31 protein-coding genes are annotated in these 26,679 nt (G+C 70.5%); 12 read left to right on the top strand and 19 right to left on the bottom strand.

Going from position 1 to position 26,679, the window contains the following annotated elements; genetic code table 11:
* The first annotated feature begins 93 nt into the window (after window positions 1-93).
* Entirely contained in the window at window positions 94-735 is a 642-nt protein-coding gene (locus ACQHIV_RS31585; RefSeq protein ID WP_427887503.1) for a LysE family translocator, read from the top strand.
* On the opposite strand, the gene ACQHIV_RS31580 is transcribed toward ACQHIV_RS31585, so the two are convergent.
* From ACQHIV_RS31580 to ACQHIV_RS31565, 4 genes are all read right to left on the bottom strand, one after another.
* Window positions 716-2,086, bottom strand: a complete 1,371-nt coding sequence (locus tag ACQHIV_RS31580; protein WP_427887502.1) for an MFS transporter — start codon at window positions 2,084-2,086, stop codon at window positions 716-718. The genes ACQHIV_RS31585 and ACQHIV_RS31580 overlap by 20 nt on opposite strands.
* A 37-nt stretch (window positions 2,087-2,123) precedes the next feature.
* A complete protein-coding gene (locus ACQHIV_RS31575) occupies window positions 2,124-2,489 on the bottom strand; it encodes a DUF1304 domain-containing protein (RefSeq protein WP_427887501.1) in 366 nt (121 codons plus the stop codon).
* A gap of 15 nt (window positions 2,490-2,504) precedes the next feature.
* The gene (locus ACQHIV_RS31570) at window positions 2,505-3,422 is read right to left on the bottom strand and encodes a phosphotriesterase family protein (protein WP_427887500.1); all 918 of its coding nucleotides are present in this window, start codon (window positions 3,420-3,422) and stop codon (window positions 2,505-2,507) included.
* Window positions 3,423-3,617: 195 nt separating this feature from the next.
* The gene (locus ACQHIV_RS31565) at window positions 3,618-5,225 is read right to left on the bottom strand and encodes a DEAD/DEAH box helicase (protein ID WP_427887499.1); all 1,608 of its coding nucleotides are present in this window, start codon (window positions 5,223-5,225) and stop codon (window positions 3,618-3,620) included.
* 355 nt (window positions 5,226-5,580) lie between these two features.
* Here ACQHIV_RS31565 and ACQHIV_RS31560 point away from each other — a divergent pair, with 355 nt between their 5' ends.
* Window positions 5,581-6,087 (top strand): DinB family protein, encoded by a 507-nt coding sequence (locus ACQHIV_RS31560; protein ID WP_427887498.1) that lies wholly within the window; start codon window positions 5,581-5,583, stop codon window positions 6,085-6,087.
* Window positions 6,088-6,120: 33 nt separating this feature from the next.
* Here the strand turns inward: ACQHIV_RS31560 and ACQHIV_RS31555 are convergent, their stop codons facing one another.
* Genes ACQHIV_RS31555 through ACQHIV_RS31545 form a run of 3 tightly spaced genes read right to left on the bottom strand, consistent with a single transcriptional unit; the run spans window position 6,121 to window position 7,610 of the window.
* On the bottom strand, window positions 6,121-6,789 hold the full coding sequence (locus ACQHIV_RS31555; RefSeq protein ID WP_427887497.1) for a TetR family transcriptional regulator: 669 nt from the start codon (window positions 6,787-6,789) through the stop codon (window positions 6,121-6,123).
* Window positions 6,749-7,171 carry a thiol-disulfide oxidoreductase DCC family protein gene (locus ACQHIV_RS31550; protein ID WP_427887496.1) on the bottom strand — a complete coding sequence of 141 codons (423 nt, stop codon included), beginning with the start codon at window positions 7,169-7,171 and terminating at the stop codon, window positions 6,749-6,751. The genes ACQHIV_RS31555 and ACQHIV_RS31550 overlap by 41 nt, the downstream gene beginning before the upstream one ends.
* A gap of 13 nt (window positions 7,172-7,184) precedes the next feature.
* Window positions 7,185-7,610 carry a hypothetical protein gene (locus tag ACQHIV_RS31545; protein WP_427887495.1) on the bottom strand — a complete coding sequence of 142 codons (426 nt, stop codon included), beginning with the start codon at window positions 7,608-7,610 and terminating at the stop codon, window positions 7,185-7,187.
* A gap of 115 nt (window positions 7,611-7,725) precedes the next feature.
* Here ACQHIV_RS31545 and ACQHIV_RS31540 point away from each other — a divergent pair, with 115 nt between their 5' ends.
* From ACQHIV_RS31540 to ACQHIV_RS31530, 3 genes are all read left to right on the top strand, one after another.
* Window positions 7,726-8,763: an amidohydrolase family protein gene (locus ACQHIV_RS31540; protein ID WP_427887494.1), complete on the top strand. Its 1,038-nt coding sequence runs from the start codon at window positions 7,726-7,728 to the stop codon at window positions 8,761-8,763.
* The gene (locus ACQHIV_RS31535) at window positions 8,760-9,119 is read left to right on the top strand and encodes a YybH family protein (RefSeq protein ID WP_427887493.1); all 360 of its coding nucleotides are present in this window, start codon (window positions 8,760-8,762) and stop codon (window positions 9,117-9,119) included. Before ACQHIV_RS31540 ends, ACQHIV_RS31535 begins: the two co-directional genes overlap by 4 nt.
* Before the next feature lie 142 nt (window positions 9,120-9,261).
* The gene (locus ACQHIV_RS31530) at window positions 9,262-10,695 is read left to right on the top strand and encodes an ankyrin repeat domain-containing protein (protein ID WP_427887492.1); all 1,434 of its coding nucleotides are present in this window, start codon (window positions 9,262-9,264) and stop codon (window positions 10,693-10,695) included.
* Here the strand turns inward: ACQHIV_RS31530 and ACQHIV_RS31525 are convergent.
* Complete coding sequence (locus ACQHIV_RS31525; RefSeq protein ID WP_427887491.1) at window positions 10,661-11,764, bottom strand: calcium:proton antiporter; 1,104 nt, start codon at window positions 11,762-11,764, stop codon at window positions 10,661-10,663. The genes ACQHIV_RS31530 and ACQHIV_RS31525 overlap by 35 nt on opposite strands.
* A 70-nt stretch (window positions 11,765-11,834) precedes the next feature.
* Here ACQHIV_RS31525 and ACQHIV_RS31520 point away from each other — a divergent pair, with 70 nt between their 5' ends.
* Window positions 11,835-12,335: an N-acetyltransferase family protein gene (locus tag ACQHIV_RS31520; protein ID WP_427887490.1), complete on the top strand. Its 501-nt coding sequence runs from the start codon at window positions 11,835-11,837 to the stop codon at window positions 12,333-12,335.
* On the top strand, window positions 12,332-13,171 hold the full coding sequence (locus tag ACQHIV_RS31515) for an SCO6745 family protein (RefSeq protein WP_427887489.1): 840 nt from the start codon (window positions 12,332-12,334) through the stop codon (window positions 13,169-13,171). Before ACQHIV_RS31520 ends, ACQHIV_RS31515 begins: the two co-directional genes overlap by 4 nt.
* A gap of 10 nt (window positions 13,172-13,181) precedes the next feature.
* On the opposite strand, the gene ACQHIV_RS31510 is transcribed toward ACQHIV_RS31515, so the two are convergent.
* On the bottom strand, window positions 13,182-14,084 hold the full coding sequence (locus ACQHIV_RS31510) for a LysR family transcriptional regulator ArgP (RefSeq protein ID WP_427887488.1): 903 nt from the start codon (window positions 14,082-14,084) through the stop codon (window positions 13,182-13,184).
* A 73-nt stretch (window positions 14,085-14,157) separates the two neighbouring features.
* On the opposite strand from ACQHIV_RS31510, the gene ACQHIV_RS31505 reads away from it, so the two are divergent.
* Both ACQHIV_RS31505 and ACQHIV_RS31500 read left to right on the top strand, forming a co-directional pair.
* Window positions 14,158-14,754 carry a LysE/ArgO family amino acid transporter gene (locus tag ACQHIV_RS31505; RefSeq protein WP_427887487.1) on the top strand — a complete coding sequence of 199 codons (597 nt, stop codon included), beginning with the start codon at window positions 14,158-14,160 and terminating at the stop codon, window positions 14,752-14,754.
* A 12-nt stretch (window positions 14,755-14,766) separates the two neighbouring features.
* The gene (locus ACQHIV_RS31500; protein ID WP_427887486.1) at window positions 14,767-15,519 is read left to right on the top strand and encodes an MBL fold metallo-hydrolase; all 753 of its coding nucleotides are present in this window, start codon (window positions 14,767-14,769) and stop codon (window positions 15,517-15,519) included.
* A 25-nt stretch (window positions 15,520-15,544) separates the two neighbouring features.
* Here the strand turns inward: ACQHIV_RS31500 and ACQHIV_RS31495 are convergent, their stop codons facing one another.
* A complete protein-coding gene (locus tag ACQHIV_RS31495) occupies window positions 15,545-16,456 on the bottom strand; it encodes an SDR family oxidoreductase (RefSeq protein WP_427887485.1) in 912 nt (303 codons plus the stop codon).
* A gap of 57 nt (window positions 16,457-16,513) precedes the next feature.
* Here ACQHIV_RS31495 and ACQHIV_RS31490 point away from each other — a divergent pair, with 57 nt between their 5' ends.
* The gene (locus ACQHIV_RS31490; protein WP_427887484.1) at window positions 16,514-17,191 is read left to right on the top strand and encodes a TetR/AcrR family transcriptional regulator C-terminal domain-containing protein; all 678 of its coding nucleotides are present in this window, start codon (window positions 16,514-16,516) and stop codon (window positions 17,189-17,191) included.
* Here the strand turns inward: ACQHIV_RS31490 and ACQHIV_RS31485 are convergent.
* Both ACQHIV_RS31485 and ACQHIV_RS31480 read right to left on the bottom strand, forming a co-directional pair.
* Window positions 17,128-18,033 carry a DMT family transporter gene (locus ACQHIV_RS31485; protein ID WP_427887483.1) on the bottom strand — a complete coding sequence of 302 codons (906 nt, stop codon included), beginning with the start codon at window positions 18,031-18,033 and terminating at the stop codon, window positions 17,128-17,130. The genes ACQHIV_RS31490 and ACQHIV_RS31485 overlap by 64 nt on opposite strands.
* 35 nt (window positions 18,034-18,068) lie before the next feature.
* Window positions 18,069-19,220 carry an MFS transporter gene (locus ACQHIV_RS31480; protein ID WP_427887482.1) on the bottom strand — a complete coding sequence of 384 codons (1,152 nt, stop codon included), beginning with the start codon at window positions 19,218-19,220 and terminating at the stop codon, window positions 18,069-18,071.
* A 114-nt stretch (window positions 19,221-19,334) separates the two neighbouring features.
* Here ACQHIV_RS31480 and ACQHIV_RS31475 point away from each other — a divergent pair, with 114 nt between their 5' ends.
* The gene (locus ACQHIV_RS31475; protein ID WP_427887481.1) at window positions 19,335-20,210 is read left to right on the top strand and encodes a hypothetical protein; all 876 of its coding nucleotides are present in this window, start codon (window positions 19,335-19,337) and stop codon (window positions 20,208-20,210) included.
* On the opposite strand, the gene ACQHIV_RS31470 is transcribed toward ACQHIV_RS31475, so the two are convergent.
* The 4 genes from ACQHIV_RS31470 to ACQHIV_RS31455 form a co-directional block, all read right to left on the bottom strand.
* On the bottom strand, window positions 20,197-20,589 hold the full coding sequence (locus ACQHIV_RS31470) for a GNAT family N-acetyltransferase (RefSeq protein WP_427887480.1): 393 nt from the start codon (window positions 20,587-20,589) through the stop codon (window positions 20,197-20,199). The genes ACQHIV_RS31475 and ACQHIV_RS31470 overlap by 14 nt on opposite strands.
* Complete coding sequence (locus ACQHIV_RS31465; RefSeq protein WP_427887479.1) at window positions 20,586-21,335, bottom strand: phosphotransferase family protein; 750 nt, start codon at window positions 21,333-21,335, stop codon at window positions 20,586-20,588. The genes ACQHIV_RS31470 and ACQHIV_RS31465 overlap by 4 nt, the downstream gene beginning before the upstream one ends.
* A 43-nt stretch (window positions 21,336-21,378) precedes the next feature.
* Entirely contained in the window at window positions 21,379-21,735 is a 357-nt protein-coding gene (locus tag ACQHIV_RS31460) for a helix-turn-helix domain-containing protein (RefSeq protein WP_427887478.1), read from the bottom strand.
* 103 nt (window positions 21,736-21,838) lie between these two features.
* Window positions 21,839-22,984 (bottom strand): trans-sulfuration enzyme family protein, encoded by a 1,146-nt coding sequence (locus tag ACQHIV_RS31455; RefSeq protein ID WP_427887477.1) that lies wholly within the window; start codon window positions 22,982-22,984, stop codon window positions 21,839-21,841.
* Window positions 22,985-23,121: 137 nt separating this feature from the next.
* Here ACQHIV_RS31455 and ACQHIV_RS31450 point away from each other — a divergent pair, with 137 nt between their 5' ends.
* Entirely contained in the window at window positions 23,122-23,655 is a 534-nt protein-coding gene (locus tag ACQHIV_RS31450) for an Lrp/AsnC family transcriptional regulator (RefSeq protein WP_427887476.1), read from the top strand.
* A gap of 61 nt (window positions 23,656-23,716) precedes the next feature.
* On the opposite strand, the gene ACQHIV_RS31445 is transcribed toward ACQHIV_RS31450, so the two are convergent.
* The 3 genes from ACQHIV_RS31445 to ACQHIV_RS31435 all read right to left on the bottom strand — a co-directional run bounded on the left by ACQHIV_RS31445 (window position 23,717) and on the right by ACQHIV_RS31435 (window position 26,650).
* Window positions 23,717-24,721 (bottom strand): LLM class flavin-dependent oxidoreductase, encoded by a 1,005-nt coding sequence (locus ACQHIV_RS31445; protein WP_427887475.1) that lies wholly within the window; start codon window positions 24,719-24,721, stop codon window positions 23,717-23,719.
* A 265-nt stretch (window positions 24,722-24,986) separates the two neighbouring features.
* Entirely contained in the window at window positions 24,987-25,511 is a 525-nt protein-coding gene (locus ACQHIV_RS31440) for an NADPH-dependent FMN reductase (protein WP_427887474.1), read from the bottom strand.
* A gap of 44 nt (window positions 25,512-25,555) precedes the next feature.
* On the bottom strand, window positions 25,556-26,650 hold the full coding sequence (locus tag ACQHIV_RS31435; protein WP_427887473.1) for a M4 family metallopeptidase: 1,095 nt from the start codon (window positions 26,648-26,650) through the stop codon (window positions 25,556-25,558).
* Window positions 26,651-26,679 lie beyond the last annotated feature (29 nt).

The following is a 26,679-nucleotide window of genomic DNA, read 5'->3' as shown; positions in this document are numbered from 1 at the left end:
TACCGCAGTGTCGCAGCCGAACGCCCGGATGACCAGGGACCACTTCGCGGATACCCCGGTGCGCCGCGACGCCGTCGTACCTACGCTGGACAGATGCCGTCCGCACATCACCTGATCGCGTTCGCGGTCACCGCGTTCATCATCATCGTCGTGCCGGGGCCGAGCGTGCTGTTCATCGTCGGGCGGGCGCTCGCGGTCGGGCGCCGAGAGGCCGTACTGACGATGCTCGGCAACACCGTCGGCGCCGCGCTGATGCTGGTCCTGATCTCCGCCGGTCTCGGCACGTTGATCGCCGCGAGCGCGATCGCGCTGACCGTGGTGAAGCTCGGCGGCGCGGCGTACCTGATCTCTCTCGGCGTGCACGCCTTCCGGACCCGGAAGTCGCTGGCCGAGGCGCTCGCGTCCGGCGTCAAGCCGAGCAGCGGGCGGAAGACGATCCGGCAGGGGTTCCTGGTGGGCGTGACGAACGCCAAGACCGCGGTCTTCTTCGCGGCCGCGCTGCCGCAGTTCGTGGACAAGGGCGCGAGCAGCCCGGCCTGGGCGCAGATCCTGATCCTCGGCCTGATCTTCATCGTGATCGCGCTCTGCTCGGACAGCGTCTGGGCGTTCGTGGCCGGGACGGCGCGGGAGTGGTTCGCCCGCTCCCCTCGCCGCCTCGAACTGGTCGGCGGCACCGGCGGCCTGATGATCATCGGCCTCGGCGCCGGCATCGCGGTCACCGGGACGAAGGACTAGTCCGGCGTCCGGCGGGTACGCCGAGCAGCGCGAGTACGGCGGGAAGGCCGAAGGCGACGAGGTACGCCAGGACGGCGGAGTGCGGTTCCATGGCCGCGAACAACGACCCGCCGATCGCCAGGATCGTTGCTGTTGACAACGAGTCGCTGAGCTGCGCCGCGGAGCTGTTGGCGCCCTGCTCGTCGCGTTCGGAGTACTCCAGCACCAGCACCGACAGCGTCGGGAACACCGTGCCCATCCCGAGCCCGGTCAGGCTCCAGCCGAGGATCCCGACCAGGATCGGCACCTGCGGGCTGAGCGTCAGCGCCGCTGTGACGATCCCCAGCACGATCGCGACCATCCCCGCCTGCAGGAAGACCGCGTGCGAGAACGGCTGCTTCGGCCGGCCGCGGTACCAGGACGCCGCCGACCAGCTCAGCGCGCTGACCGTCAGTACGAGACCTGCGAGCGCCGGCGACAACCCGCGCTGCCGGGTCAGCATCAACGGCAGGAACACCTCCGCGCCGAACCCGGACGCCGCGACCAGCCCGCGCAACGCGATCACCGACGGCAGCCCACGCCCGAACGCGAACGTCCCCGACGGCAGCAACCGCGGCCCGAACCCGACGACCCCGGCAAGACCGACCGTCAGCAGCACGAGCTGCAGTACGCCGCGCTGCTGGCCGCCGTAGTGCAGCAGCCCGACACCCACCGCGGCCGCGACCGCCCACAGCGCGCGCTTGTCCCACAGCTTGCCCGGACGTACGTCGTACGCGTTCCCCCGGGCCAGCCCCGGGCGCATCACGAGCACCGCGGGAATCGCGATCGCCGGCACCGCGAGGAACACGAGCCGCCAGCTGGTGTGCTCGACGATCAGGCCCGCGATCGTTGGTCCGACCAGCGACGGTACGACCCAGCCGGCCGCGAACGCGGCGAAGATCCGCGGGCGTAGGGCGGCCGGGTACAGGTGGCCGACGACGACGTACAAGGCGACCGTCAGCAGACCGGAGCCGAACCCCTGGATCACGCGACCGACGACCAGGACGCCCATCGACGGCGCCAGGCCCGCGATGACCAGCCCGGCCAGGAACCACGCCGTACCGTGCCAGAGCGGGCGGGTCGGACCCTTCAGGTCGCACCAGGTGCCGGAGACAACCATCGCGACGACACCGGACGCGAGCGGTCCGCCGAACGCGAGCGCGTACAGGCTGAGCCCGTCGAGCGCCTGCGCCACGGTCGGCATCGCGGTCGCGACCGCCAGCGCCTCGAACGCGGTCAGCGTGATCAGCGCGACCATCCCGACAGTCAGCGCGCGGTACTTCGGGGAGAGGACACCACCGGTCTCGGTGGCAGGCTCGGCAACTGTGGTCACTCGAAGACCATCGCTCCTCAAGTGCGCTTTAAGTCAACTACAGCACCGCGGCGAGCACGAGCGCGACGATCGGCGGCACGGCCTGGGTGGCCGCGGCGCGGGCCATCCGGCGGTCGGAGGCGATCAGTACGACGCCGGCACCGGCCATGCACGCACACGCGAAGAGCGCGATCGCGTGCCCCTTGTCGCCGCCCCAGACCAGCCCGCCGAGCGCACCGATCGCCAGGAACAGGTTGTAGAACCCCTGGTTGAAGGCCCACGGGCGCGCGGCCTCGACCTCGTGCTCCTTCACCAGGAACCGGCCGTACGTGCTCGGCTTGCGGAACAGCAGGCTCTCCATGGCGAACACGACCAGGTGGAACAGCCCCGCGACGACGACGAAGATCTGCGCGATCACGCTCATGCGGGGAAGGTACCGCTACCCGCGCCAATCCGTCGCGAAGGCACGCGCCGGGTTGCTCCGGAACACCGCGTCGGCGACGTCGGCGCCGAAGTACTGCGTGATCCGCGGGCGGAGGTGGGTGAGCAGGTACGGCATGCCGGGGCCTTCGCCGGAGGCGGCGCGGGCGCGGGCCGTGGTGGTGTCACCGCCGAGCAGCAGGCGGTCGGCGTACCCGGCGTCGATCAACGCGGCGAGGCAGTCCATCAGGTGCGGGTCTGTCGCGTTGTTCGCCCGCGACGGTCCGTCGAACGCGAGCCAGGCGCCGCGACGGGCCAGGTCGAGGTGGGCGCGGTGGTCGGGGAAGCGGTTCAGGTGGCCGAGGATGACGGCGCCCGGGTGCACGTCGAGCTTGTCGACGAGCAGCTCGAGTACGGCGTCGGCGGCGGAACCGAGCTCGTGGTGGACGGCGATCGGGGCGTTGGTGGCGTGGTGGGCCTCGGCGGCGGCGCGCATCACGTGTTCCGCGTGCGCGTCGAGGACGTGGAAGCCGCCGGCGACCTTGATCAGGCCCGCCCGGACCTGGGTGCCGGCGATCCCGGTGGTCAGCTCGCGGACGAAGATCTCGGCGAGCTGGTCGTAGACCTTGTCGACGTACCCGTCCGGGTAGTGCTCGCGCCGGTGCAGCCCGGTCGCGGCGACGATCGCTACGCCGGTGCGGGTGGAGATGCTCGGCAGCAGGTCGGCCCGCCGGTTCAGGCAGTGGGGCGTCCACTGCACGACCGCTTGCCCGCCGGCATCCGCAAACGCCCGCACCTCGGCGACCGCCGCCTCCCCGTCGTCCAGCACCTGATCGGCCGGCAACGCGGCCGACCGGAAGAACAGGTGATCATGCGAGTCGGTAATCCCCAGCGCCCCGGGCACCAGATCGTTCAGCACCGTACGAACCCGCATCATCACCCTCTCCGTCAGCCCACCAAACAATAGCCCGCCCCAGCTGCGCCGGGGCAGGCAAGTGGATGCAGGCAGCCTCCGGCCGGTCGCCCCACCGTGTCCAGGCAGGCTCTGGTCGGTCGCCCCACCGTGTCCAGGCAGGCTCCGGTTGGTCGTCCTCGTGGTTCAGGCAGCGAGCGCCTGCGCGTACTGCGTGGTTCAGGCGGCTTGCTGGCCGGGTGAGCGGCGGCGGCCGCCGCGGCGGCGGCGGCGGTTGGAGCTGCCAGGGCGGCTGTTCTCCGGGCGGGCGGTGTTGGCGCCGCCGGTGTTGGGGTGGGTGGGTGCCGCTGCTTGGGTGGCTCCGCCGCGGGTGCCTGCGGAACGGTTGGAGCCGGAGCGCCGGGAGGAGCGTCGGCCGGAGGGGCTGCTCGTGGACTGTTGCTTGGTGGGGGATTCCTTCGGGGCGGGGGCGACGTACGTGCGGTCGCCGGGGGCCAGCTCCGTCAGCAACGGGTGGCCGGGATCGAGTTTGGTGGTGGTGGGCGTGATGCCCGCCTTGCGGGTGAGGTCGCGGACGTCGCGGACCTGGTCGTCGGTCATCAGCGTGACGACCGTGCCCTCGGCGCCGGCCCGGGCGGTGCGGCCGGAGCGGTGCAGGTAGGCCTTGTGTTCGACCGGCGGGTCGGCGTGGATGACCAGCGTGACACCGTCGACGTGGATCCCGCGCGCCGCGATGTCCGTCGCGACCAGCGTGCGCGCCGTACCGTCCGCGAACGCCTCGAGGTTCCTGGTACGGGCGCCCTGCGACAGGTTCCCGTGCAGCTCGACCGCGGGCACACCCTGGGCGATCAGCTTCTTCGTCAGCGCCTTCGCGCCGTACTTCGTCCGCGTGAACACCAGCGAACGACCAGGCGCGGCGGTCAGATCCACCAGCACCGGCAGCCGCGAATCCGACCGCACGTGCAGCACGTGGTGCGTCATCTTCGCGACCGGCGACCGCGCCGAGTCGACGCTGTGCGTGACCGGATCGGTCATGAACCGCCGGACGAGAACGTCGACCCCGGCGTCCAGCGTCGCCGAGAACAGCAACCGCTGGGCGGTGGCCGGAGTCAGGTCGAGGATCCGCCGTACGGCGGGCAGGAAGCCGAGGTCCGCCATGTGGTCGGCCTCGTCGAGCACGGTGATCTCCACCGCGCCGAGCTTCGCGTGCCCGGCCTGGACGTGGTCCTCCAGCCGCCCGGGGCAGGCGACGACGATGTCGGCGCCCTTCCGCAGGCCGCTGATCTGCGGGCCGTGGCCGACGCCGCCGAAGATCGTCATCGAGCGCAGCCCGAGCTTGTCGGCGAGCGGCGTGATCGACGCCTGGATCTGGGTCGCGAGCTCACGGGTCGGCGCGAGGATCAGCGCGCGCGGCTGGTTCGGCCGGCGCTTGGTACCGCTCGCGGCGAGTCGCGCGAGCACCGGAAGCACGAACGCGTACGTCTTGCCGGAACCGGTCCGGCCGCGGCCGAGAACGTCCTTGCCGGCCAGCGAATCCGGCAGCGTCGCCGCCTGGATCGGGAACGGCTTGTGCACGCCGGCCGCGGCCAGCGCGGTCACGAGCGCCGTGGGTACGCCGAGGTCCGCGAACGTACGGTTGTCGTCGGCAACTGTCTCGACGACGTCGTCGCCGAGGGTCTCCAGATCGTTGCTCACAGCAACGTCGACGCGGCCGGCGGACTGCGCGTCGCGAGCCGCACCGGACCGGCGCCGCCGACGCGGCGCACCGGTACGCGCGACTCCGGTCCGCGAGGACTCGGTACGCGCGGCGCCGGCCCGCGAGGACACGGCACGGGAAGCACCCGTGCGCGCGGCGCCGGTCCGCGCAGACTCAGTGCGCGAAGACTCGGTGCGCGAAGTGGCCGGGCGCGCGGCGTCGGTCGCGGGCTTGCGGTTCTGGGACGTGGGTTGATTGTGCGTGGGGCGGCGGGCCGCCATAGAAGTACTCCAAAAGTTCGGGGGTCGTCCTGCCCGGCGCGGCCGGTGGGGCCGCGGCGCGTGGTGGTCGACTGCTGGCGCAAAGTCATCGCGCTCACCGGCCCGAGGCAGAACTGGGCGGGCCGTCACGAACAGTCTACGGCACCGGTGGGTGCGACCGGTCGAATTATCCCCAGGACCCACGTCACACGGGTACCTTCGGCACGTGACCGACTTCCGTGTGGACCCGCCCACCGCGGCCGACGAACGTACGCTCCTGCAGGGCTTCCTCGACTACCACCGCGGCACGCTGCTATGGAAGGTCTCCGGCCTGACCGGCGACCAGCTGGCACGGCGTACCGCCGACCCGTCGAGCCTGTCGCTGATCGGTCTGGTCCGGCATCTGAGCGAGGTCGAGAAGTACTGGTTCCACCGCGCCCTCGCCGGCCACGACTCACCGCCGAAGCACTGGACCGCGGCACACCCCGACGGCGACTTCGACCTGGTCACGCCCGAGCAGGCCGAACAGGACCTCGCCGACCACCGCGCGATCGTCCGGCTCTCCGACGAGCTCGCCGCGAACTACTCCCTCGACGACACGTTCGTCCGCCCCGGCCACGACGGGCAGTACTCGCTCCGCTACCTCTACATCCACCTGATCGAGGAGTACTCCCGCCACAACGGCCACGCCGACCTCCTCCGCGAACGCCTCGACGGCGCCACCGGCGAGTAGCCGCTACGGCTTGATCGAGTGGACGAGTAGCCGCTACGGCTTGATCGAGTGGATGAGTGCCACAACATCCTTGGTGACACCGCGCACCCCAGGAATCCGGGTCAGCCGCAACAGCCGATCCAGCAACGGTACGGCGCGCGTGATCAGCGCGCGGGTACGTCGTACGTCCTCGGACTGGTCGTGTACCCAGAACAGCACGATCCCCATCTGGAACAGCCACAGCAGCTCGGGCAACTCCGACCGCAGATCGGCCGGCAGCTTCAGGTCCGACCCGTCCACGACCTGCCGGAAGATCTCCACGCTCGCGTCCCGCGCCGGGCGCGACTCGTCACTGAACGGCGACAACGGGCTCTTCGGATCGGCCGCCGTCTTGAAGAACGTGCCGGCGAACTCGTGGTACGGCGCAGCCACCTCGAGCCAGGTCCGCAGTACGCCGGTCATCCGCGGTACGAACGCCTCCTCGGCCGCGAGCACCGGCTCGACCGCGACGCGGTGCTGCTCCTGGAGCAGGTCGTAGTACGCCTGCATCAGGTGGTCCTTGGAACCGTAGTAGTAGTACGCGTTCCCGACCGAAACGCCCGCCTCGTTGGCGATCGCCCGCATCGTGGTCTTGCCGTACCCCTGCTCCCGGAACAGCCGCAGCGCCGTCGTCAGGATCAGCTCACGCGTCTGCTCGCCCTTCGCGGTCGCACCGTCCGTCACACCCGTCAGCGTAATCACCTCCCGTCAACCGCCGCAGCCCAGCCGCGGCCTGCACCATCGCCCGCGCCACGGGCCGCATCGCCGGACTCGAGAGCAGGACCGCGGTGTGCCTGTGCTCCCCCGTGGCCCACAGGCAGACGATCCACGCCCGGTCGCCGACGTACACGGACCCGTCGTCCGCGACCACGGTGATGTCGCGCAGCGTCGCCGCGTGGTCGAGCGCGGGGTAGCGCGCCCGCGCGTTCGCCGACCCCGCCGCGACGAACCGCAACCGCACCACCCCGCCGTACCCGTCCGGCGCCGGCCGCTGTCCGGCCAGCCACCTGGTGAAGCGGCGGCACAGCGGGCATTCGGCGTCGTACAGCACTGTCAGTTCACGCACGGCCCGGCGGCCTTCAATACCCGTACCGCGCGACCTGCTCGGTCATCGTCAGCGGAGCGACGTTGTCGTTCGGCGGCACCGGCGGGCGGGTCATCGTGTCGAGCTTGCTGCGGTTGCGGATCTTGTTGAAGATCCACACGTTCGTCAGGTGCACCACGCCGAGCACGAGCATCACGATCCCGAGCTTCACGCTGAGCTGCTCGAAGATCCCGCTGGCGTCCTCGACCGGCGTCCCGCTGCGCAGGAACAGCGTCACGAAGCCGAGGTTGAGCAGGTAGAACCCGACCACCAGCAGCTTGTTCACCGCGCCCGCGATGTCCTCGTTCCCGTGGAACACGTCGACCAGGAAGATCCGCCCGTACCGGCTCAGCGTCCGGGCCACCCAGATCGTCAGCGGCACCGCGATCAGCAGGTAGAGCAGGTAGGTCGTGACTGTCATGTCCATCATCCACCCCACGTCTTGAACACGTTCAAATCCTTGTGACCCTGACGGTACGCCGAAGTTTTGAACATGTTCAAGTCGAGCTGGACGTGATCTGGGGCACGATGGGGGAATGACGACCTGGGTCTTCGAAGGAACCGTGCTTCCCACCGGCGACAGCACCCGCCTGACGTTCGGCGCGGATCCGGCCGGCGAACAGCTGCCCGGCCGGTACGCCGTACCCGGTCTGGTCGACTCGCATTGCCACCTGACCTTCGACGCGACACCGGACGGGCCGGTGCTGCGCGGCGAGGACTTCGCCGCCGACCGGCTGGCCGAGCTGGCGGGCGCCGGCGTGAGCGCGCTCCGCGACGTCGGCGGCAACCGCGACGTCACGCTCCGGCTCGCCCGGGACGCGGACGACGGCCGGCCGCTCGTGCTCGCGGCCGGCCGGTTCCTCGCCCCGGCCGGCGCGTACTTCCCGCGGGCCTACGAACCGGTCGCCCCGGAGGACCTGCTGGCCGCGGTCGAGGCCGAGATCGCCGACGGCGCGACCTGGCTCAAGCTCGTCGGCGACTTCCCGGAGGTCGGCCCGGACGGCCCGATCCGGGGCAGCAAGATCAGCCCGACGTACGACCTCGACCTGGTCGCCGCGATGGTCGAGCTGGCCCACTCCCGCAACGCCCGGGTTGCGGCCCACGTCAACACCGACCACGTGACCGGCCTGATCGAGGCAGGCATCGACTCGGTCGAACACGGTACGGCGCTGACCGAGCAGGACCTGGAGGTCCTCGGCGCCCGCGGCGGCGCGTGGACCCCGACGCTGAGCGCCTCGGTCAGCCCGGGCCCGGACGAGACCCCCGAGCGGAAGGCGCGCCGCGAGGAGCGGTCGGCGTACCTCGCGTCCGTCCTCCCGCTGGCCGAGCGGTACGGCGTACACGTGCTGACCGGATCCGACGTGGTCGGCACGGTCGCGGGCGAGATCGACATGCTGGTCAAGCACGGGCTGACCGTCGAGCAGGCAATCACCGCGGCGTCTACCGGCGCGCAGGCGTACCTCGGGCTGACCGGCGCCGGCAACCTCGTCACGTACGACGCGGACCCGCGCGAGCACCCCGGCGTACTGGCGCGCCCCGCGGCGGTGGTCCTCAACGGCCGGCGGATCGGATGAAGGAGAAGGACCTCGACCGCTGGGTGCAGCAGTACCGGAAGGCGTGGGAGACCAACGACCCGAAGGACATCGCCGCGCTCTGGACCGCGGACGCCGTCTGGTACCGGCGGCCGGACGAGCCGCCGGTTGCGGGGCAGGACGCGATCGTCGAGGCCTGGATCGACCTCGCGGACGCGCCTGGCGAGACGACGTTCGAGTACGAGGTGCTGGGGTTCGGCGACGGTGTGGCCTTCGTCCGGGGCTGGACGACGTACCTGACGAATCCGCCGGGCGAGTTCAGCAACCTCTGGGTGATCCGGCTGGACAAGGACCGGGCGTTCGAGTTCACCGAGTGGTGGATGGAGAAGCCGCGGTGAGCTACTCTCGGGCGTAGGCGCTCAGGGTGCCACCGGTCCGCGGGAAGGGCACAGCCCACCTGAGTTGCTCCACCTGGGAAGAGTTTGACCTCCTTTCTCGCCTGACGACGCGGACAGCAGGCTCGTAGAGAGGAGGTCGGCGATGCCGACCCGACACCTTCCGGACGACCCGAACCTCGAGCACCTGCGCGGTCAGGCCAAAGCCCTGCTCAGGGGTGTGCGCGCTCAGGACAGCGAAGCCGTCGCGCTGGCGGCCGAGTTCCATCCCGTGCAGACACTGGCGGACGCGCAGCTGGTGGTCGCCCGCAGCTACGGATTCCCCAGCTGGCCGCGGATCGTGCGGCATCTCGAACTCGTGGACCGCTACAGCCGCTCGCCGCACCGGCAGTCCGTCGGCGGACCGCTGGACACGCCGGAGCAACGCGCCGACGAGTTCCTCCGGCTCGCGACGCTGCACTACGGGGAGGACGACCCGGCCCGGCAACGGTCCGCGCGCGACCTGCTGGAACGCTTCCCGGACATTGCCCAGAGCAACATCTATACGCAGGTCGTGGCCGGCGACACCGACATCGACTACTCGCAGGCGGGCGTCGAGGGCGGACCGTACCGCTGGGAGCCGCTGCTCTACCTCACCTACAGCCGGCTCGAGGCTCCACATCAGCTCGAGATTGCCCACAACCTTCTCCAGAACGGCGCCGACCCGAACGCCGGCTACCTCTGGCAGGGCATGCCGTCACCGTTCACCGCCCTCACCGGCGTGTTCGGCCGCGGCGAGGGCGATCAGCCGCCGCACCGCCAGCGCGTCGACCTGGCGCGGCTGCTCCTCGACGCGGGCGCCGATCCCAACGACAGCCAGACCATGTACAACTGCGGTCCCGGGTGTCCCCCGCCGTACGACGATGTGCACCTGGAGCTGCTGCTGGAGTACGGACTCGGCCGTGGTGACGGCGGGCCGTGGCACGAGCGGATGACGACGGCGCACCCGACCCCGCAGCAGTTGCTCGAGGACGAGCTGGTGTTCGCGTCGATGGCCGGTCTGCTCCATCGCGTCGAGCTGGTCCTTGCCCAGGGCACCGACCCGGAGGGGACCGGAACGCAGCACCCCGGCTTCAGCGGCGAACGCCCGTACGAGCTTGCCGCCGTCCAGGGGCATACGGAGATCGCCGAGCTGCTCCGCGCGCGGGGCGCGAGGCCGTTGGACGAGCTCCACGAGGTGTACGCCGCCGCGATGCGCGGCGAGGTGCGCGACGTCGATCCCGCGCTGGCGGCCCGTGCGGTGGCCCGGTACCGCCGGCTTCCGGTCCGGGCCGCCGAGGACGGGCGGACCGAGGCGATGGAGCCGCTGCAGCGACTCGGGTACGACCTGAGCCGGGTCGTCAACGGGGCCGCGCCGATCCACCGGGCCGCGATCAGCGGTCACCTGGAGACGGTCCGGAAGCTGATCGAGCTCGGCGCCGACCCGGAACTGCGCGACCCGAACTACCACGGCAACGCGCTCAGCTGGGCCGAACACAACCACCAGGACGCGGTGGCCGCCTACCTCAGGGGCTTACCGCAAGGAACAGGAACGCGCTGAACACCGCGAGGTGAACGGCGCCCTGCAACAGCGTGGCGCGACCGGTCGAGAGCGTGATGATGCCGGTCACGACAGTCAGCGCGAACAGCACCATCTCCTTGCCGCCGAGCCCGAGGACGAGCGGGCCCGTCAGCCAGATCGAGGCGAGCGCGATCGCGGGGATGGTCAGGCCGATACTGGCCAGTGCTGAGCCGAGCGCCAGGTTGACGCTGGTCTGGAGACGGTTGCGCAGTGCGGCCCGCACTGCCGCGATCGTCTCCGGGAGCAGCACCAGCAGCGCGATCACGACACCGACCACGGACAACGGCAGGCCGGCCGACTGGACGGCGTGCTCGAGGTTCGGCGAGACGGTCTTCGCGAGGCCGACCACCGAGATCAGGCAGACGAACAGCAGCCCGAGGCTGAGCAGCGCGGTCGCCGTGCTCGGCGCCTCGGCATGGTGGTCCTCGTCCTCGTCGACGTCGCCGTCGGCGCCGACCGGGAGGAAGTAGTCGCGGTGCCGGATCGTCTGGATGAACACGAACACGCCGTACAGCACCAGCGACGTCACACCGGCGAACGCGAGCTGCGCCGGGCTGAACCGCGGGCCTTCCGCGCTCGTGGTGAACGTCGGCAGCACGAGGCTCAACGTGACCAGCGCGGTCATCACGGTCAGCGCGGAGTACGAAGCCTGCACCCGGAACACCTGGACCTTGTGCCGCAGCGAGCCGAGCACCAGCGCCAGGCCCAGGATGCCGTTGCAGGTGATCATCACCGCGGCGAACACGGTGTCCCGGGCCAGCGACGCGGCCTTGTCGCCACCGGACGCCATCAGCGTCACGATCAGCGCGACCTCGATGACCGTCACCGCGAGCGCCAGGATCAGCGTGCCGAACGGCTCACCGACCTTGTGCGCGACCACCTCGGCATGGTGGACGGCCGCGAACACGGCGGCGCCGAGACCGAGACAGACCAGGAGCAGCAGCACCGTGCCCAGGTCCCGGTGCCAGGACCCCACGAGGTCCAGGAAGGCGAGCGCGGGCACGACAAGGGTCCACTTCGGCAGCCCTTGGGTCACGGATCTACTCATCCCCAGAGAGCCTAGCCGCAATCGGCTTGGCATCCGGTGAACGACGGGTGATGCTTCTCCCACTATGTCTGTGGAAATCAGGAACGCGACCGCCGACGACTGGCCGGCCATCTGGCCGTTCTTCCACCAGATCGTGACCGCGCGGGAGACCTACACGTACGACCCGGACCTCACCGAGGAGCAGGCGCGGGCCCTGTGGATGTCGCCGTCCAGCTCACCGTTGGCACGGACCACGGTCGCGGTCGATGCCGACGGCACCGTCCTCGGCAGCGCGAGCATGTACCCGAACCGGCCCGGGCCCGGCGCGCACGTGGCGAGCGCGAGCTTCATGGTCGACGGCGCGGCCCGCGGTCGCGGTGTCGGGCGCGCGCTCTGCGAGGACATGATCGCGTGGGCCGGGCGGACCGGGTTCCGCTCGATCCAGTTCAACGCGGTCGTCGAGTCCAACGAACCCGCCGTACACCTCTGGCAGTCCCTCGGCTTCCGCATCGCCGGCACCGTCCCGGAAGCCTTCGACCACCCGAAGCTCGGGTACGTCGGATTGCATGTGATGTACCGTCCGTTGCCATGAATCGCGCCCGCCGGATGTGGAAAGCGCTCGAGCCGTTTCATGCGATCACGTACTTCGCGCCGGAGACTCGGCAGGCGACGGACGCGCTCGGGCTCAAGGGCGGGTGGATGAGCTACTTCGGGTGCCGTGCCGCGCCGTTGGGTGCGGTCGGGCCGGAGTTCGTGGCGGCGGTGTTCTACAACTTCCATCCCGCGATGGTCGCGCGGTCGATCCCGGACGCGTGGACCTACGCGCCGCCGGAACAACTCCTCGCGGCCCGGCTGACGGCGGTGGATCACGCCGTACGGCGGTTGTTCCCGGACGCGAGGTTCGACCGGGCGGCCGAGCTGGCGCGGCGGGCGGCGGAGCTGGCACCGGTCGCGGGGCGGCCGCTCGCGGCCGCGAATGCATCGTTGGAATGGCCAACGGACCCGGCGCTGGTGCTCTGGCAGGCGACCACGATCCTGCGGGAGTCGCGGGGTGACGGGCATGTCGCGGCCCTGGTCGCGGCCGGACTCAGCCCGTGCCAGGCGCTGGTGACGATCTCGGCGGCCGGCGGACCGGGCAAGGACGTCTTCCAGCTCAACCGCCGCTGGAGCGACGAGGAGTGGTCTTCGGCGTCCGATGATCTTCGGGCGCGGGGGTTGCTCGATGCTGCAGGTGCGCTGACCGCTGACGGGCGGGCGCTGCGGCAGCAGGTCGAGGACACGACCGACGCCCTGGCGGATCAGGGGTGGCGGGCGCTCGGAGATGAGGCGGCAGCCGAGTTGTACGACCTGGTGTACCCGCTGAGCGCCGTACTGATGGCCGACGGGCTGATCCCCGCCGACAACCCGATGGCTATGCGCTGGGACTGATCCGACCGGCTCAACGCCGGGAAGCGGCCGTTGTCCGAAGACCTGCCTCCGCCGCGCGCAGTACGGCGGCCGTGAGCGAGTCGAGGATGCCGGACTCGAGCTTCCAGTGCTGCCAGTACAGCGGCACGTCGATGTATTTGCCCGGGGCAACGTTGACCATTCGCCCCGCGGCCAGCTCGGGTCCCGCCAGCTGATCCTCGATCATCCCCCAGCCGAGGCCGATCCGGACCGCCTCGTGGAACGGCGCGGACGCCGGGATCGCATGCGCCGGCGGATCCAGCTTCCGGCGGGTGACCTTGCGGAGCAGCCGGTGCTGGAGCACGTCCTTCTCGTTGAAGATCACCATCGGCGCCTCGGCAAGGGCCTCGGGCAACGGTCTCCCGGCCAGCCAGCGTTCGGCGTACTCCGGGGTCGCGAGCGGGAGGTACCGCATCTTTCCCAGCGGTACGACGCGGCAGCCCTGCACCGGGCGCGGGTCCGCGGTCACCGCGGCCAGGACCGTACCGTTGCGCAGGTACTCCGCCGAGTGCTCCTCGTCCTCCTGGTGCACCAGGAACCGGGCGTCGTGCGTGCGGGACAGGTCGAGCATCGCGGGCAGGAACCAGTTGTTCAGCGAGTCCGCGTTCACCGCGATCGGGATCCGCTGCGCGTCGACCGTCCCGCGGACCGCGGCGATCGCCTCGACCTCGAGCAGCGCCACCTGCCGCGCGAGCCGGAGCAGCGCCTCCCCCGCCGCGGTCGCCCGGGCCGGCTTGCCGCGCATCACCACGACCTGACCGAGGCGGCTCTCCAGCGCCTTGATCCGTTGGCTGACCGCCGACGGCGTCACGCTCAGCCGGCGCGCGGCCGCGTCGAAGCTGCCCTCGTCGAGGACCGCCACGAACGTCTCCAGCTGCACCGAGTCGAACTGCATGATGAAGCAATCCTAATGGTGCTTCAGAATCTTTAGTTGGTTTGAAGGCGGCGTGCTGCTTACGGTCGGAGACATGCCCCTCCTGGCCGGATTCGTCACGTCGTTGTCGCTGATCGTCGCGATCGGCGCCCAGAACGCCTTCGTCCTCCGCCAGGGCCTCCGCCGCGAACACGTCCTCCCGGTCGTCCTCACCTGCGCGCTCTCCGACGCCCTGCTGATCTCCAGCGGCATCCTCGGCCTCGGCGCCCTCCTCACCCGCAGCCAGTTGGCCCTGGACATCGCGAAGTTCGGCGGCGCCGCGTTCCTCTACACGTACGCGTTCCTCGCCACGAAACGCGCCTTCCACCCCGGCGCCATCACGCTGACGGACCACGCCCCCGCCGCCCTGCGCAGCGTCGTACTCGCCTGCCTCGGCTTCACGTACCTCAACCCGCACGTCTACCTCGACACCGTCGTACTCCTAGGCTCCCTGGCCAACCAACGAGGCACCAGCGGCCGCTGGCTCTACGGCCTCGGCGCCGTCACCGCCAGCTTCCTCTGGTTCTTCTCCCTGGGCTTCTTCTCGCGCAAACTGACCCCCTTCTTCACCCGCCCCCGAGCCTGGCAACTCCTCGACACCGCCATAGCCCTCCTCATGACAACCCTCGCAACCTGGATGCTCCTCGCCTGATATCCAGGAGCTGTGGACGTGACTGTGTTGTGTGATGCGGTGGCGGTGTTTCCGGAGGCGGTTGAGGTGGCGTTGCCGGGGGTGGGGGAGGAGGGGTGGTTGTTGCATTTTCATAGTTACTTGGTGGTGGGGGAGTCGGGGGTTGTGCTGGTGGATGCGGGGGTTGGGCCGGCGGGTGGGGAGGCGGCGGAGTGGTTGGGGGTTTCGGGGCGGTTGCCGGGGTTGCTGGGGCAGGTGGGGGTGGGGGTCGAGGATGTGGATGCGGTGGTGCTGACGCATGTGCATCTGGATCACGTGGGGTGGGTGTCGGACGGGCTGCGGGTCGGGTTTCCGCGGGCGGAGTACGTCGTGCAGCGGGACGAGCTGGAGCATGTGCGGGGCGGGACGACGTACGAGCGGCGGATCCGGCCGGTGGTGGAGGCTGGGCAGTTGCGGGTGGTGGACGGTACGGCGATAGTGCGCGGGGCCCGGCTGATGCCGACGCCGGGGCATACGCCGGGGCACCAGGCGGTCGTGACGGAGCGGGCGATTCTCGGTGGGGACGTGTTCGTGCATGCGGCGCAGGCGCGGCGGCCGGAGTTGACCTATGTGTACGAGCGGGATCCGGCACGGGCGGTGACGTCGCGGCGGGAGGTGCTGGCGTTGGCGGCCGCGATGGGGGTGCCGATCGCGGCCGCGCATCCGCCGGCGGCGTTGTCGCCGACGGGTGAGCTGGTCGGCTCCACAGACAACGCCGACGACGTCTGCCGGCCCTACAAGCTCTAGCCAACGACGGCCCGCCCCAAGCGAGTCAGCGGTAGCCCGTGGTGTCGGCGGGTTTGCCGGCGTGTTCTACCTCGACGATGTAGCGCCAGGCGTCCGGGCGGCTGCCGTCGAGGTCGGTGAAGTCGTACACCTGGGCCAGTTCACCGCTCGACGTGGACTTGCCGTTCCAGCGCCGTACGCCGGGATCGGCCGCCAGCGCCGCCACCGCACGGCCGACGTACGACGGGCTCTCCGAGATCGCGAAGTGCGGGACCTGCGCCGTCGCGTCCCGCCAGTTGTCCTCGCGGACGCCGAACCCGTCGAGCATCGCCTCCGACCGCAACCACCCGGGCGACAGCAGTACGGCGGTCGCCTCGTACTTGTCCAGCTCGTGCGCCAACGCGAACGCGATCCGCCCGACCGCGCCCTTCGCCAGGTCGTAGAAGAACGACACCCGATAGGTCTCCGCGTTGTACTCGGCCGTACCGTCCGTCATCTCGATCACCAGGCCGCCCGGCGACTTGATCAGCAACGGCAGCGCGTAGTGCGCGGTGATCACATGGGTGTTGACGCCCAGCTCCAGCAATCGCAGCCCGCCGGCCAGGTCGCTCTCCCACACGGTCTTGTCCCACTCGGGCTCGCCGTGCTGCCCCCAGATGTCGTTGACCAGGATGTGCAGCGCGCCCTGTTCGCGCTCGATCCGCTCGACCAGCGCCCGTACCTGCTCCGGATCCAGATGATCCACCGGTACGGCGATCCCGCGCCCGCCGGCCTTGTCGACGAGCTCCGCGGTGTCCTCGATCGTCTCCGGCCGGTCCATCTCCGACCGCCGCGCCCGCGTACTGCGACCGGTCACGTACACGGTCGCACCGGCCGCCCCGAGCTCGACCGCGATCCCGCGCCCGGCCGCCCGGGTCGCCCCGGCGACCAGCGCCACCTTCCCCGCCAACGGTTGCATCCGTCCTCCTATCCATACCCATATCCATACACTGTACGATTATGTACCATACGGCGTATGGTTAACGTCGGCAACCGCTCCGGACGACCGCGCGCGGGGGAGGAGCGGCTGAGCCGGACCACGATCCTGTCCGCGGCGCTGCGGATCGTCGACGACGAGGGCCTCGACGCGCTGACCATGCGCCGGCTCGCGGCGACGCTGCAGGTCAACCCGATGTCGCTCTACCACCACCTGCCGAACAAGGCCGCCGTACTCGCGGGCCTCGCGGAGCTGGTCTTCGCCGAGCTCGAGCTGCCCGATCCGGGTCCCGCGGTGCCGTGGGACGAGCAGCTCAAGGACGCGGCCCGCGCGTACCGGAACGGCCTGCGCGCCCACCCGAACCTCGCGCTCCAGGTGCTGTCCGACACCTCCGCCGTCTCGAGTGTCGTGGTGGTGACGATGGAGCCGTTCTACCGCGCGCTCGATCGCGCGGGCCTCGCGCCACGGCAGATCTTCGAGGCCGCGAACATGCTGGTCGACTTCATCCACGGGTTCACGCTCGGCGAGACGTCCGTCCAGGCGGACACGTTCGAGCTCGCCCCCGATCTGCTGGCCCGCGTCCGCGACCTGCCGCCGGGGAAGGCGCCGACGCTGACCCGTATCGTCGCCGAGCTCGGCCCGGAGGGACTCGCCTACGACTTCGACAGCGGGTTCGAGTCGGGGCTGTCCACCTTGATCGCCGGCCTCGGCCGGTAACGCGAGATCGCGACGCCGACCAGGCAGAGCGCGCCGCCGGCGTACGCGAGCGGCGCCGGGCTCTCGCCGAGCAGCAGCCAGCCGAGGAAGATCGCCAGCGGCGGCACGAGGTACGTCGTGGCGCCCATCCGGCCCGCGGTCGTCCGCGCCAACGCATAGGCCCAGGTAGTGAAGGCAATCGCGGTCGGGAAGGCCCCAAGGAACACGATCCACCACACCGACGACGGCCGAACCTCCCGGACCAACGCAGGTCCGAACGGCAGACAAGCGACCGTGCCGATCACGCACGACAACCACGTGACCTCCAACGCGGGCAGACGTCCGAGCAGCGGCTTCTGTGACACGACACCTATCGCGTACGCCGCCGCCGCGATCAGGCACAGCACCACGCCCCACGTCTCCGCGCTCCCGTGCGACGACGACAGCCCGATCACGACCACGCCGCCGAACGCGACCAGGCTCCCAACCACCAACCGCCGCGGAAACCCCTCCCGCAGGAACAGCCCCGCCAGCAAGGCGATCAGCAGCGGCCCGATGTTCACGAGCATCGCGGTCGTCCCCGCGTCGAGGTGCCGCTCCGCCTCGTTCAGCGCGAGGTTGTACACCCCGAACCACAGCAGTCCGCACGCCAGCAGCAACTTCCAGTCCGCCCGACCCGGCCAGCGCCTCGGCCGCGTGAACACGAAGATCCCGAGTACGACGCTGCCCACCAGCAATCGCCCGAGCGACAGCGCACCCGCCGAGATGTCCGCGCCGACGTGCCGGATCGCGACGAACGCCGACGCCCACAACACCACCGTTACCGCGGCGGCCCCGGCCGCGAACGCGTCCTGTTTCCTCATGCTCGTACAACGTTCTCGGCGTCCATGCTGTGAGGCTAGGTGTCGGTTGCTTCGGTCTCCGCCGAACTACCAGGCGCCGGCAGCGCGAGCGGTACGACGAACCCGGTCAGCAGCACCGGCACCGTCAGCGCCGCGAGCAGCACCGACATCGGGAACCAGATCGACCCGAGCGCGAACCCGCCGTACACGGCGATCGCCGACACCTCGGAGAACAGGCCGGACACCGACGTGACGGTCGCCCGCGCCGGTCCGCTGATCGAGTCCTGCAGCCGCGCCTCGGACACCACGATCACCAACTGGAGTACGCCGTACCCGATCGCGATCGGCAGGAATCCCCAGGCCGACCGGCCGAGCGCGCCGGTCGCGATCAGGACCGCGGCCGCCGTCAGCCCGAGCGTGAAGGTTGCTACGGGCAACTTGTACGCCGGTCCCGCGAGCGCTCCGCCGACCGCCTGCGCGGCGACGGTGCCCGCGATCAGCAACGGGATCACGCCGGTGGCCGCACCGGTCTCGGTGGCGAACAACGGGAAGTACTCGTCGAACGCGAGGAATCCGCCGAGCAGCGCGACCAGCAGGACTGCCCGCCGTACGACGCGACTCGTCAGAACCTCGGACATGCCGGTCCGCAGCATGTGGACGTAGCCCACCGTGCGCGCGCTGTCGACGGCGCGCGCTTCGGGCAGCGACCACGCGACGGCCGCCTCGACCAGGCAACTCAGCACACTCACCGCACCGGCGAGGACATGGCCGCCGAGTTCGAACAGCGGCCCCGCGATCAAGGTCGCCACCAGATTGGCCACGAACGCGGCGGATCGGGCACGGCCCAGCAGCGTCGGATAGAAGCCGGCACGGCCGCGCGCGGTGAGTTCGTCGTACACGAAGGCTTCGTACGTACCGGAGATCAGCGCCGACGACGCGCCCCACAGGACGAATCCGGCCGCGAACCCGGCGAACGACGGCAGCGTGATCCAGACGGCGTACCCGAGCCCGCTGATCAGCGCGCCGAGGATCAGCAGCTTGCGCCGCGAGAACGAGTCCGCCCAGGCGCCCGACGGGATCTCGAGCACGAATCCGGTCGCGGACCAGATCACGAACAGCAGCGAGATCTGGGCAGGCGACAGCCCGTGGTCCTTGAAGAGCAGCTGGTACAGCGGATAGAGCGGGATGAAGTCGTGCAGCGCGTTCACCGCGACGATCCGGGCCGGCAGCGCTCGCTCAGTACGTCAACGTGGGGGGCTCATGCTTCGACGATACCGGTAAATGCCGCGCGGCACGCGGCGAATATCCGTCAGAGTAGAGCGATGGGAGACGTCAGCGAACGGTTCTGGGCGAAGCTGCCGGAGGGCAGCCGGGACGCCCTGGTCGACGGGTTGAGCCAGTCCGAGCTGCAGTCCGTCCTGCTGGACGTGACGCGCGAGCGGGCCGCCAAGGTGAAGCCCGCGCGGTTGCTGCAGCGGTGGAAGCAGGACCGGTTCGTCTGGCCGTCGACCGTCGATCCGCGCGAACTGGTGAAGACGCAGCAGCGGCTGTGGGAGCTGCTGCCGGAGAAGTTCGCCGGCGTACAGCTGTCGCCGCTCGCGCCGCTCGGGACGTGTTCGTCGGTCGCGACGATCAACCAGCACCAGATCGTCAGCACGATCCGCGGCACCGAGGTCGCCAGCGACCCCACCAACGAACTGGCGATCGAGGCCGCCGTACGTCGGCGCGCCGGGGCGGAACGCGTGCACCTGGCCGCGTGTCAGCGGGTGGTACGCGCGCAACCGTTCGACACGCCCGGGCTCACGGCGCACTTCGAGCTGTTCGTGCTGGTGTCGAGCGCGCGGGACAGCGGGTCGTTCCGGACCGAGGCGGAGCTGCTGGTCGACCACTTCCGCTTCTGGCACGCGGTACTGGGTGAGAAGGCCGAGCTGAAGTTCACGCTCTTCAAGGAGTCCGCGCTGCGGGACCGGTTCGAGGACACCGTCCGCCCGGCGCTCGGGGTGCCGCTGACCGAGGACACCGAGCGGACGAAGAGCGCGAACTACTACGCCGGTACGGCGCTGGCGCTCGGCGTACCGGGCAACGAGATCGGCGACGGCGGGTTCACCACGTGGACGGCGGACCTGCTCGGCGACGCGAAGGAACGCTGCCTGACGTCCTGCATCGCGACCGAGTTCCTGACCGCTATCGAAGCTTGAGCAGGCCGGCGTCGGTCGGCCGGAAGCCGCAGGCGTCGAGGTAGAACGCGGTCAGGTGCGGCTCGAAGTCGACGTGCAGCCATTCACAGCCTGCCTTGCGCGCCTCCTCGGCCGCGGTCAGCACAAGCTGCCTGCCGATGCCGCGCCGGCCGTGGTCCGGGTGTACGGCGGTGTCCAACACGAACGCGTGCGCACCGCCGTCCCAGCACACCTGCACGAACCCGACCAGCTGATCGTTGCTGAAGGCACCGACCCAGGTGAGCGCCCAGCGGTCCAGCCGCTCCGCCCAGGGCTGGACCTCGGTCTCACCTTCGAAAGCGGCCGCGTGCAGAGCGGACAGCTCACGATCGTCCACCTCGAAACGTACGACGTACTTCACAGCATCTCCGCCGCCGCTTCCAGCCGGGCGATCCACCCGGCGGCCGCGCCGTCCGGCAGGTGCGACATGCTCAGGTATCCCTGGACTGCGACGGACGGCAGGACCGCGGTCAGCTCGTCTGCCTGTCCGTAGGCGGCCAGGGCGTCCGGCCAATCAGCGGGGTCCACGGAAGACACCAGGAACCAGGCGAGGTCGAGGACGCCAGGTGCCGCCGATATGTCCTCCCAATCGAGGAAGGCGACCTCGCCGTCGGGTGACGTCCGCAGGTTCTGCGCGGAGGCGTCCCCGTGGACGAGGGTCAGTGGACCCGCCCCCGCGACGGCGCGCTCAGCCTCGACGACCTTCCCGACGAGGCCTTCGCCGAACTCGCGGACCGGGGCGGTGAGGTCCTGCCGTGCGGCGAGCGTGGGCCAAGTGCGGTCGTAGAGGTCCGCCACCAGGTCGGCGCCGGCGCCCAGCGGTCGGAGCCATGGCCAGCGTTCGTGGGCCTGGCCGGTCCAGCGGTCATGGAGGTCGCGGAGCGCCCGCGCCCCACCGACCGGTCCGGCGCCGGGTGCCCACGCGGACAGGTCCTCCAGGACGAGCAGCGTTCCGTCCGGGCCGGACTCCGCCTGGTAGCACTCGGGCACGCGGACCCCGACGTACGGCGCGACCTCGCGGTAGAAGCGCACCTCGGACTCGAAGATGTTCAGGACGTCCGGGATCGACCCCGGGACCGCGGGCGGGCGGCGTTTTGTGTGCGTCACCCGGTCAGGCTAGGCGCATCGGCGTCCGACCGGGACCGAGTTTCTACGCGACGAGTGTGTACGCCGTCGGGATCGACGAGTAGGCACGCGGGCCGGACGGGATCCGGTGCGCGGCTCGGTCCTCGACCCGGATCGCGGCGGTCTGGAGGTGGACCGGGAGCGTGGACCGGACCGCGGTGGTCAGGTCGAACTGCACCTCGGCCAGCAGGTCGGTCAGCTCGAGCTCGAGCGCCCGGCAGATCGCGGCGAGGATCTCCGAGGACGGCTCCTTGCGGCCGCGCTCGATCTCGGACAGGTACGGCACCGACACCTGGGCCAGCTCGGCGAGCTCACGCAGGGTGATGCCCCGCTCGCGCCGCAGCCGGCGGAACACGTTCCCGATCACCTGGCGTAGCAACACGACGGGCCCTCCTCGCCTCCGGATCTCCTGTACCGAGTGTGCCATCCGGCACGGGCCGCCCGGACCGGATCTGCCCTGAGCAGACTTTCTGCTCTGCGCTAAATCAGTCTTCGAGCGCCTGGCGGAGGTCCGAGGTCAGGTCCTCGGGGTCCTCGAGACCGAGGCTCAGCCGGAGCAGTCCGTCGCCCGGCTTCGCCTCCGCCGCGACCAGCCGGTGGGTGAGCGCGGCCGGGTGCTGGATCAGCGTGTCGACCCCTCCGAGCGACACGGCGTGCGTGATCAGCTTCAGCCTGCTCGCCACCCTGGACGCCGCCGCATATCCGCCACTGACCGTGAACGCGAGGACGGCGCCTGGACCGGACTGCTGCCGGCCGATCAGGCCGTGCGGGTCGTTCAGCCCGGGGTAGTAGACCCGCTCGACGGCGGGCTGCGCGGACAGCCAGTCCGCGACCTTCATCGCGGTCGCCTGCTGCGCCCGTACTCGGACCGGCAGCGTCTGCAGTCCCCTGTGCAGTTCGTACGCCGCCAGCGGGTGCAGCAGGCCACCGGTCACAGCGCGGATCTGCCGGAGCCGGCCGACCCACTCCACGCCGGCCGCGACGACGCCTCCCATGACGTCGCCGTGCCCGCCGAGGTACTTGGTTGCCGAGTGCAACACCAGGCTCGCCCCGTGCCGGGCCGGCTGCTGCAGGACCGGCGTCGCGAAGGTGTTGTCCACCAGCAGCGGTACGTCGCCGGCCGCAGCCGCGACGTACCGGAGGTCGACGAGGTCCACGGTCGGGTTGGCCGGCGTCTCGACGATCACCAGGCCGGTGTCCGGGCGGATCGCGGCCGCCACTTCGCCGGGTTGTGCATAGCTGACGGTTGTCCCCAGGAGGCCTGTGGACAACAGGTGGTCGGTGCCGCCGTACAACGGCCGGACGGCGACCACGTGCGGACGGCCCTCGGCGACGGTGGCGAGCAGGCAGGCGGTCAGCGCGGCCATCCCGGAACCGAAGGCGACCGCGCCGTCGGTGTGCTCGAGTTCGGCGAGCGCGTCCTCGAAGCGAGCGACGTTCGGGTTCCACAGGCGCTGGTAGACGAGGCTCCCGCCGTCCGGGCCGCGGCCCTGCGCGAGTTCGTCGTACGACGCTCCGCCGGTGTCGACGTCGGGCAGCGGATAGGTCGTGGACAGGTCGATCGGCGGGACGTGGAGACCGCGCGCGGTCAGGTCGTCGCGGCCGGCGTGTACCGCCCGGGTGTCCAGCATGAGAGCCTCCTCCGCCTGTGGATAACTGAGGTGACTGTGGAATCTTCTGCGATGTAGAGGCAAGAGTTCCGAAGAAAATTCGTCCACAGGCTCGTCCACACGCTGTGGATTCTGTGGATGGCCCTACAGTAGGTGGCATGCCGAAGGATCGTCGGAGCCCCGGGCCGGCTCCGCGGCCAGTCCCGGACGGGCTCGACGCGGTGGACCGGCAGCTGGTCCGGCTGCTCACGGCCGACGGCCGGATGCCGAACAACGCGCTCGCCGAGGCTGTCGGCATCGCGCCGTCGACCTGCCTGACCCGGGTCCGCTCGTTACGCGAACGCGGGGTGATCCGCGGGTTCCACGCCGACGTGGACCTGGCCGCGCTCGGCCAGCCGCTGCAGGCGCTGATCGCGATCCGGATCGGCGCCCACTCCCGCGACGAGATCGACCGGTTCCGCACCAAGGTGCCCCGACTGCCTGGAGTGCTCTCGCTGTTTCATGTGAGCGGTGCGAACGACTATCTGTTGCACGTGTCGGCGAGCACGCCGGATGCGCTGCGCGAGTTCGTCCTCGACCACCTGACCGCGGATCCCGCGGTCACGCACGCCGAGACGAGCCTGATCTTCGAACACGTCCGGGCGACGCCGGACGTGCGGCACTCATCAACCTCGCGCACGCCGGGCAGCTGATGCTCGGACTACGGGCGGTCCGGGCGGTCGCCGTGGATTGGTGAGTGGTGCGGGTCCGCGATCAGCGCGGCTTCAGGCCCCAGGCTTCGGCGAGGAGCCGGAAGGAGTGGCGGCGTTCGGCGGGGTTGTGGACGTTCGTGGTGATGATCAGCTCGTCGGCGCCGGCGGCGTTCGCCTTGGCGCGGAGCTCGGCGGCGACCCGGTCCGGCGTACCGACGGTGACCAGGCCGGTCCACTCCTCGATCGCGGCCTCCTCGGCGTCGCTCCACGGGTAGTCGGCCGCTTCCTCCGGGGACGGGAGCGGGCCGGGGCGGCCGGAGCGGAGGCGGAGGGTGGAGAGCGCGTTCGCGCGGGCGAGCTGGGCGGCGCGTTCCTCGGTCTCGGCGACGATCGCGGCCAGCGCGAGGATCGCGTGCGGTTCGCCGTCGTGCTCGAAGCGCTGGAAGTTGGTCTTGTACGCCGAGATCACGCCGGCCGGGTCGAGCGTGCCGAAATGGCCGGCGTACGCGAACCCGGTGCCGAGCGCGGCGGCCGCCTGCCCGCCGTACGTGCTGGAGCCGAGGATCCAGATCGGTGGGAGCGGTACGTCGGACGGTTGCGCGGTGATCGGCTCGAACGGGTGGCCGGCGGGGAAGCCGTCGACGTACGCGCGGAGTTCGGCGTACTGCTCGGTGAAGTCGTCGGCGCCGAGGGCTTCACGGCTGCGGCGCAGGGCGAGGGCGGTGCGCTGGTCGGTGCCGGGCGCGCGGCCGAGGCCGAGGTCGATGCGGTCCGGGTAGAGCCCGCCGAGTACGCGGAAGGTCTCGGCGACCTTGAGCGGGGAATGGTTCGGCAGCATGATCCCGCCGGACCCGACGCGGATCGTCGAGGTGGCCGCGGCGACCGCCGCGATCATCACCTCTGGGGTGGAACTCGCGACGCTGGGGATGTTGTGGTGCTCGGCGAGCCAGAACCGGTGGTAGCCGGCCGCCTCGGCGGTGCGGGCGAGCTCGAGCGTCTCGTGCAACGCCTCCGACGGACGAGTGCCTGACGGCACCGGCGAGAGGTCGAGCACGGACAGGGGCATCGCTTCGGCACTCACGGATGGTTGTCAACGCAAGCCGGCCGACAGGTATTCCGTACCTCCAGGCCATCACAATCAGCCCCTCGCCCGGCGCCTGAGCGTGGAGCGGCGGGACGGAGGGCGATTGTGATGGCCTGCAGGTCCGCGACGGCCACGGAAGCGGAGGAGGCGGGCGCGGTGGCGGTGAGCGCGGTGGCGGTGAGCGGTTGGCGCGGGGGCGGTTGGCGCGGGGACGGTGCGCGCGGAGCCGTGGGCCGTGGGGGTGGGGTCAGGATGGGTAGGGGGTGGTGGTGCGGGCGTCGCGGAGGGAGCGGGACCACCAGGCTAGTTGGGTTAGCAGGGCCTCGGCGGCGAGGGATGTTGTCGGGTCGGTCGGTTCGCCGTTGCCGAAGTCTTCCTCGCGGAAGGCGAGGGTGTCGCGGATGGTGACGGCGTGGAGTTCGCCGAAGACCAGGCGGAGTTGTTCGGCCGCGCGGAGACCGCCGGAGCGGCCGCCGTACACGACGAAGCCGACCGGCTTCGCGTACCAGGGGCGGCGTACGGCGTCGATCGCGGTCTTCACGTCACCCGGGTACGCGTGGTTGTACTCGGCCGTGACGATCATCACCGCGTCCGCGTCCTCGATCCGCCCCGGCAACTCCGCGAGCGGCGTGCAACTGAGGTCCACCAGGTCGAGCTTGAACTCACCCGACCGCTCCACCTCCCGCACGAACCACCGCGTCACCGCGGTTCCGAACCGCCCACCCTCGACATTGCGCGTCAACACGACGAGCCGCAGCGGATGAACTGTCACACCAACGACGCTAATACCTCAACAACACTTGAGGTCAAACCGTCTCATTCCGGGGGTGCGGACGGTGGGGTGGTGGTGTGCAGGTCGGTTTGGGCGGCGTTCATGAGGGGGGTTTGGTCGCCCAGGACGCCGACTGTCTGCCAGGCGGTGGTGACGGCGGCGAGTTGGGTGGAGGTGTCGCCGAAGAGGGTGCGGGCGGTGGTCTGGGTGGCTTCGGCGAAGTCCTTGAAGGTGGCGGAGGACGCGAGTTTGCCGCCGATCAGCGTGCCGTACCAGATCTTGCCGGCGTCGTCGTACGCGTTGCCGCCGATCGCCGTCGCGACCAGGTAGAACGCGCGGTTCGGGATGCCGGAGTTGATGTGTACGCCGCCGTTGTCGTCCTGCGTGTCGACGTACCCGGACATGTCGGCCGGCTGCGGGTCCTTGCCCAGCCGCGGGTCGTCGTACGCCGTCCCCGGCGCCTTCATCGACCGCAAAGCAACGCCCTGTACGCCGGGCAGGAACAGGCCCGCCCCGATCAGCCAGTCGGCGTCCGCCGCGCTCTGGTGGTTCGCGTACTGCTTGGCCAGCGACCCGAACACGTCCGAGATGCTCTCGTTCAGCGCCCCGGACTGGCCCTGGTAGTCGAGGTTCGCCGTGTACTGCGTGACTCCGTGCGTCAACTCGTGCCCGGTGACGTCGATCGACGAGGTGAAGTTGCCGAAGATCACCCCGTCCCCGTCGCCGAACACCATCTGCGAGCCGTCCCAGAACGCGTTCGCGTACCCGCGGTCGTAGTGCACCGTCGAGATCAGGACGAGGCCCTTGCCGTCGATCGAGTCGCGCCCGAAGCACTCCTTGTACAGCGTCCACGTCGCGCCGGTGCCGTCGTACGCCTGGTTGACCGGCTGGTCCTGGACGGGGTCCTGCCCCTCGGAGCGGACCAGCGTGCCGGGCAGGTCGGTGCCGTTCTGCGCGTCGTACACCGTGCGCTGCCGGCCACCCGCCGCGGCGGCAACGGCCTCGCGGCCGGCCGCGGGCCGGGTTCGCAGTACGGCGTCGTGCTGCAACGACTGCCGGATCCGGGCACGGACGCTGGGGTCACCCGCGGACTGCTCGAGCTGCTCGAGCAGATACGGCGGGACGATGGAGTGGAACACCACTACAGGAAAACCCGGCACCGGGATAA

The organism is Kribbella polygonati, assembly GCF_050320105.1.
In the GTDB taxonomy this organism is placed as follows: domain Bacteria; phylum Actinomycetota; class Actinomycetes; order Propionibacteriales; family Kribbellaceae; genus Kribbella.
Note: the sequence above shows the minus strand (reverse complement) of the source record. Positions and strands in the feature narration are given on the sequence as shown.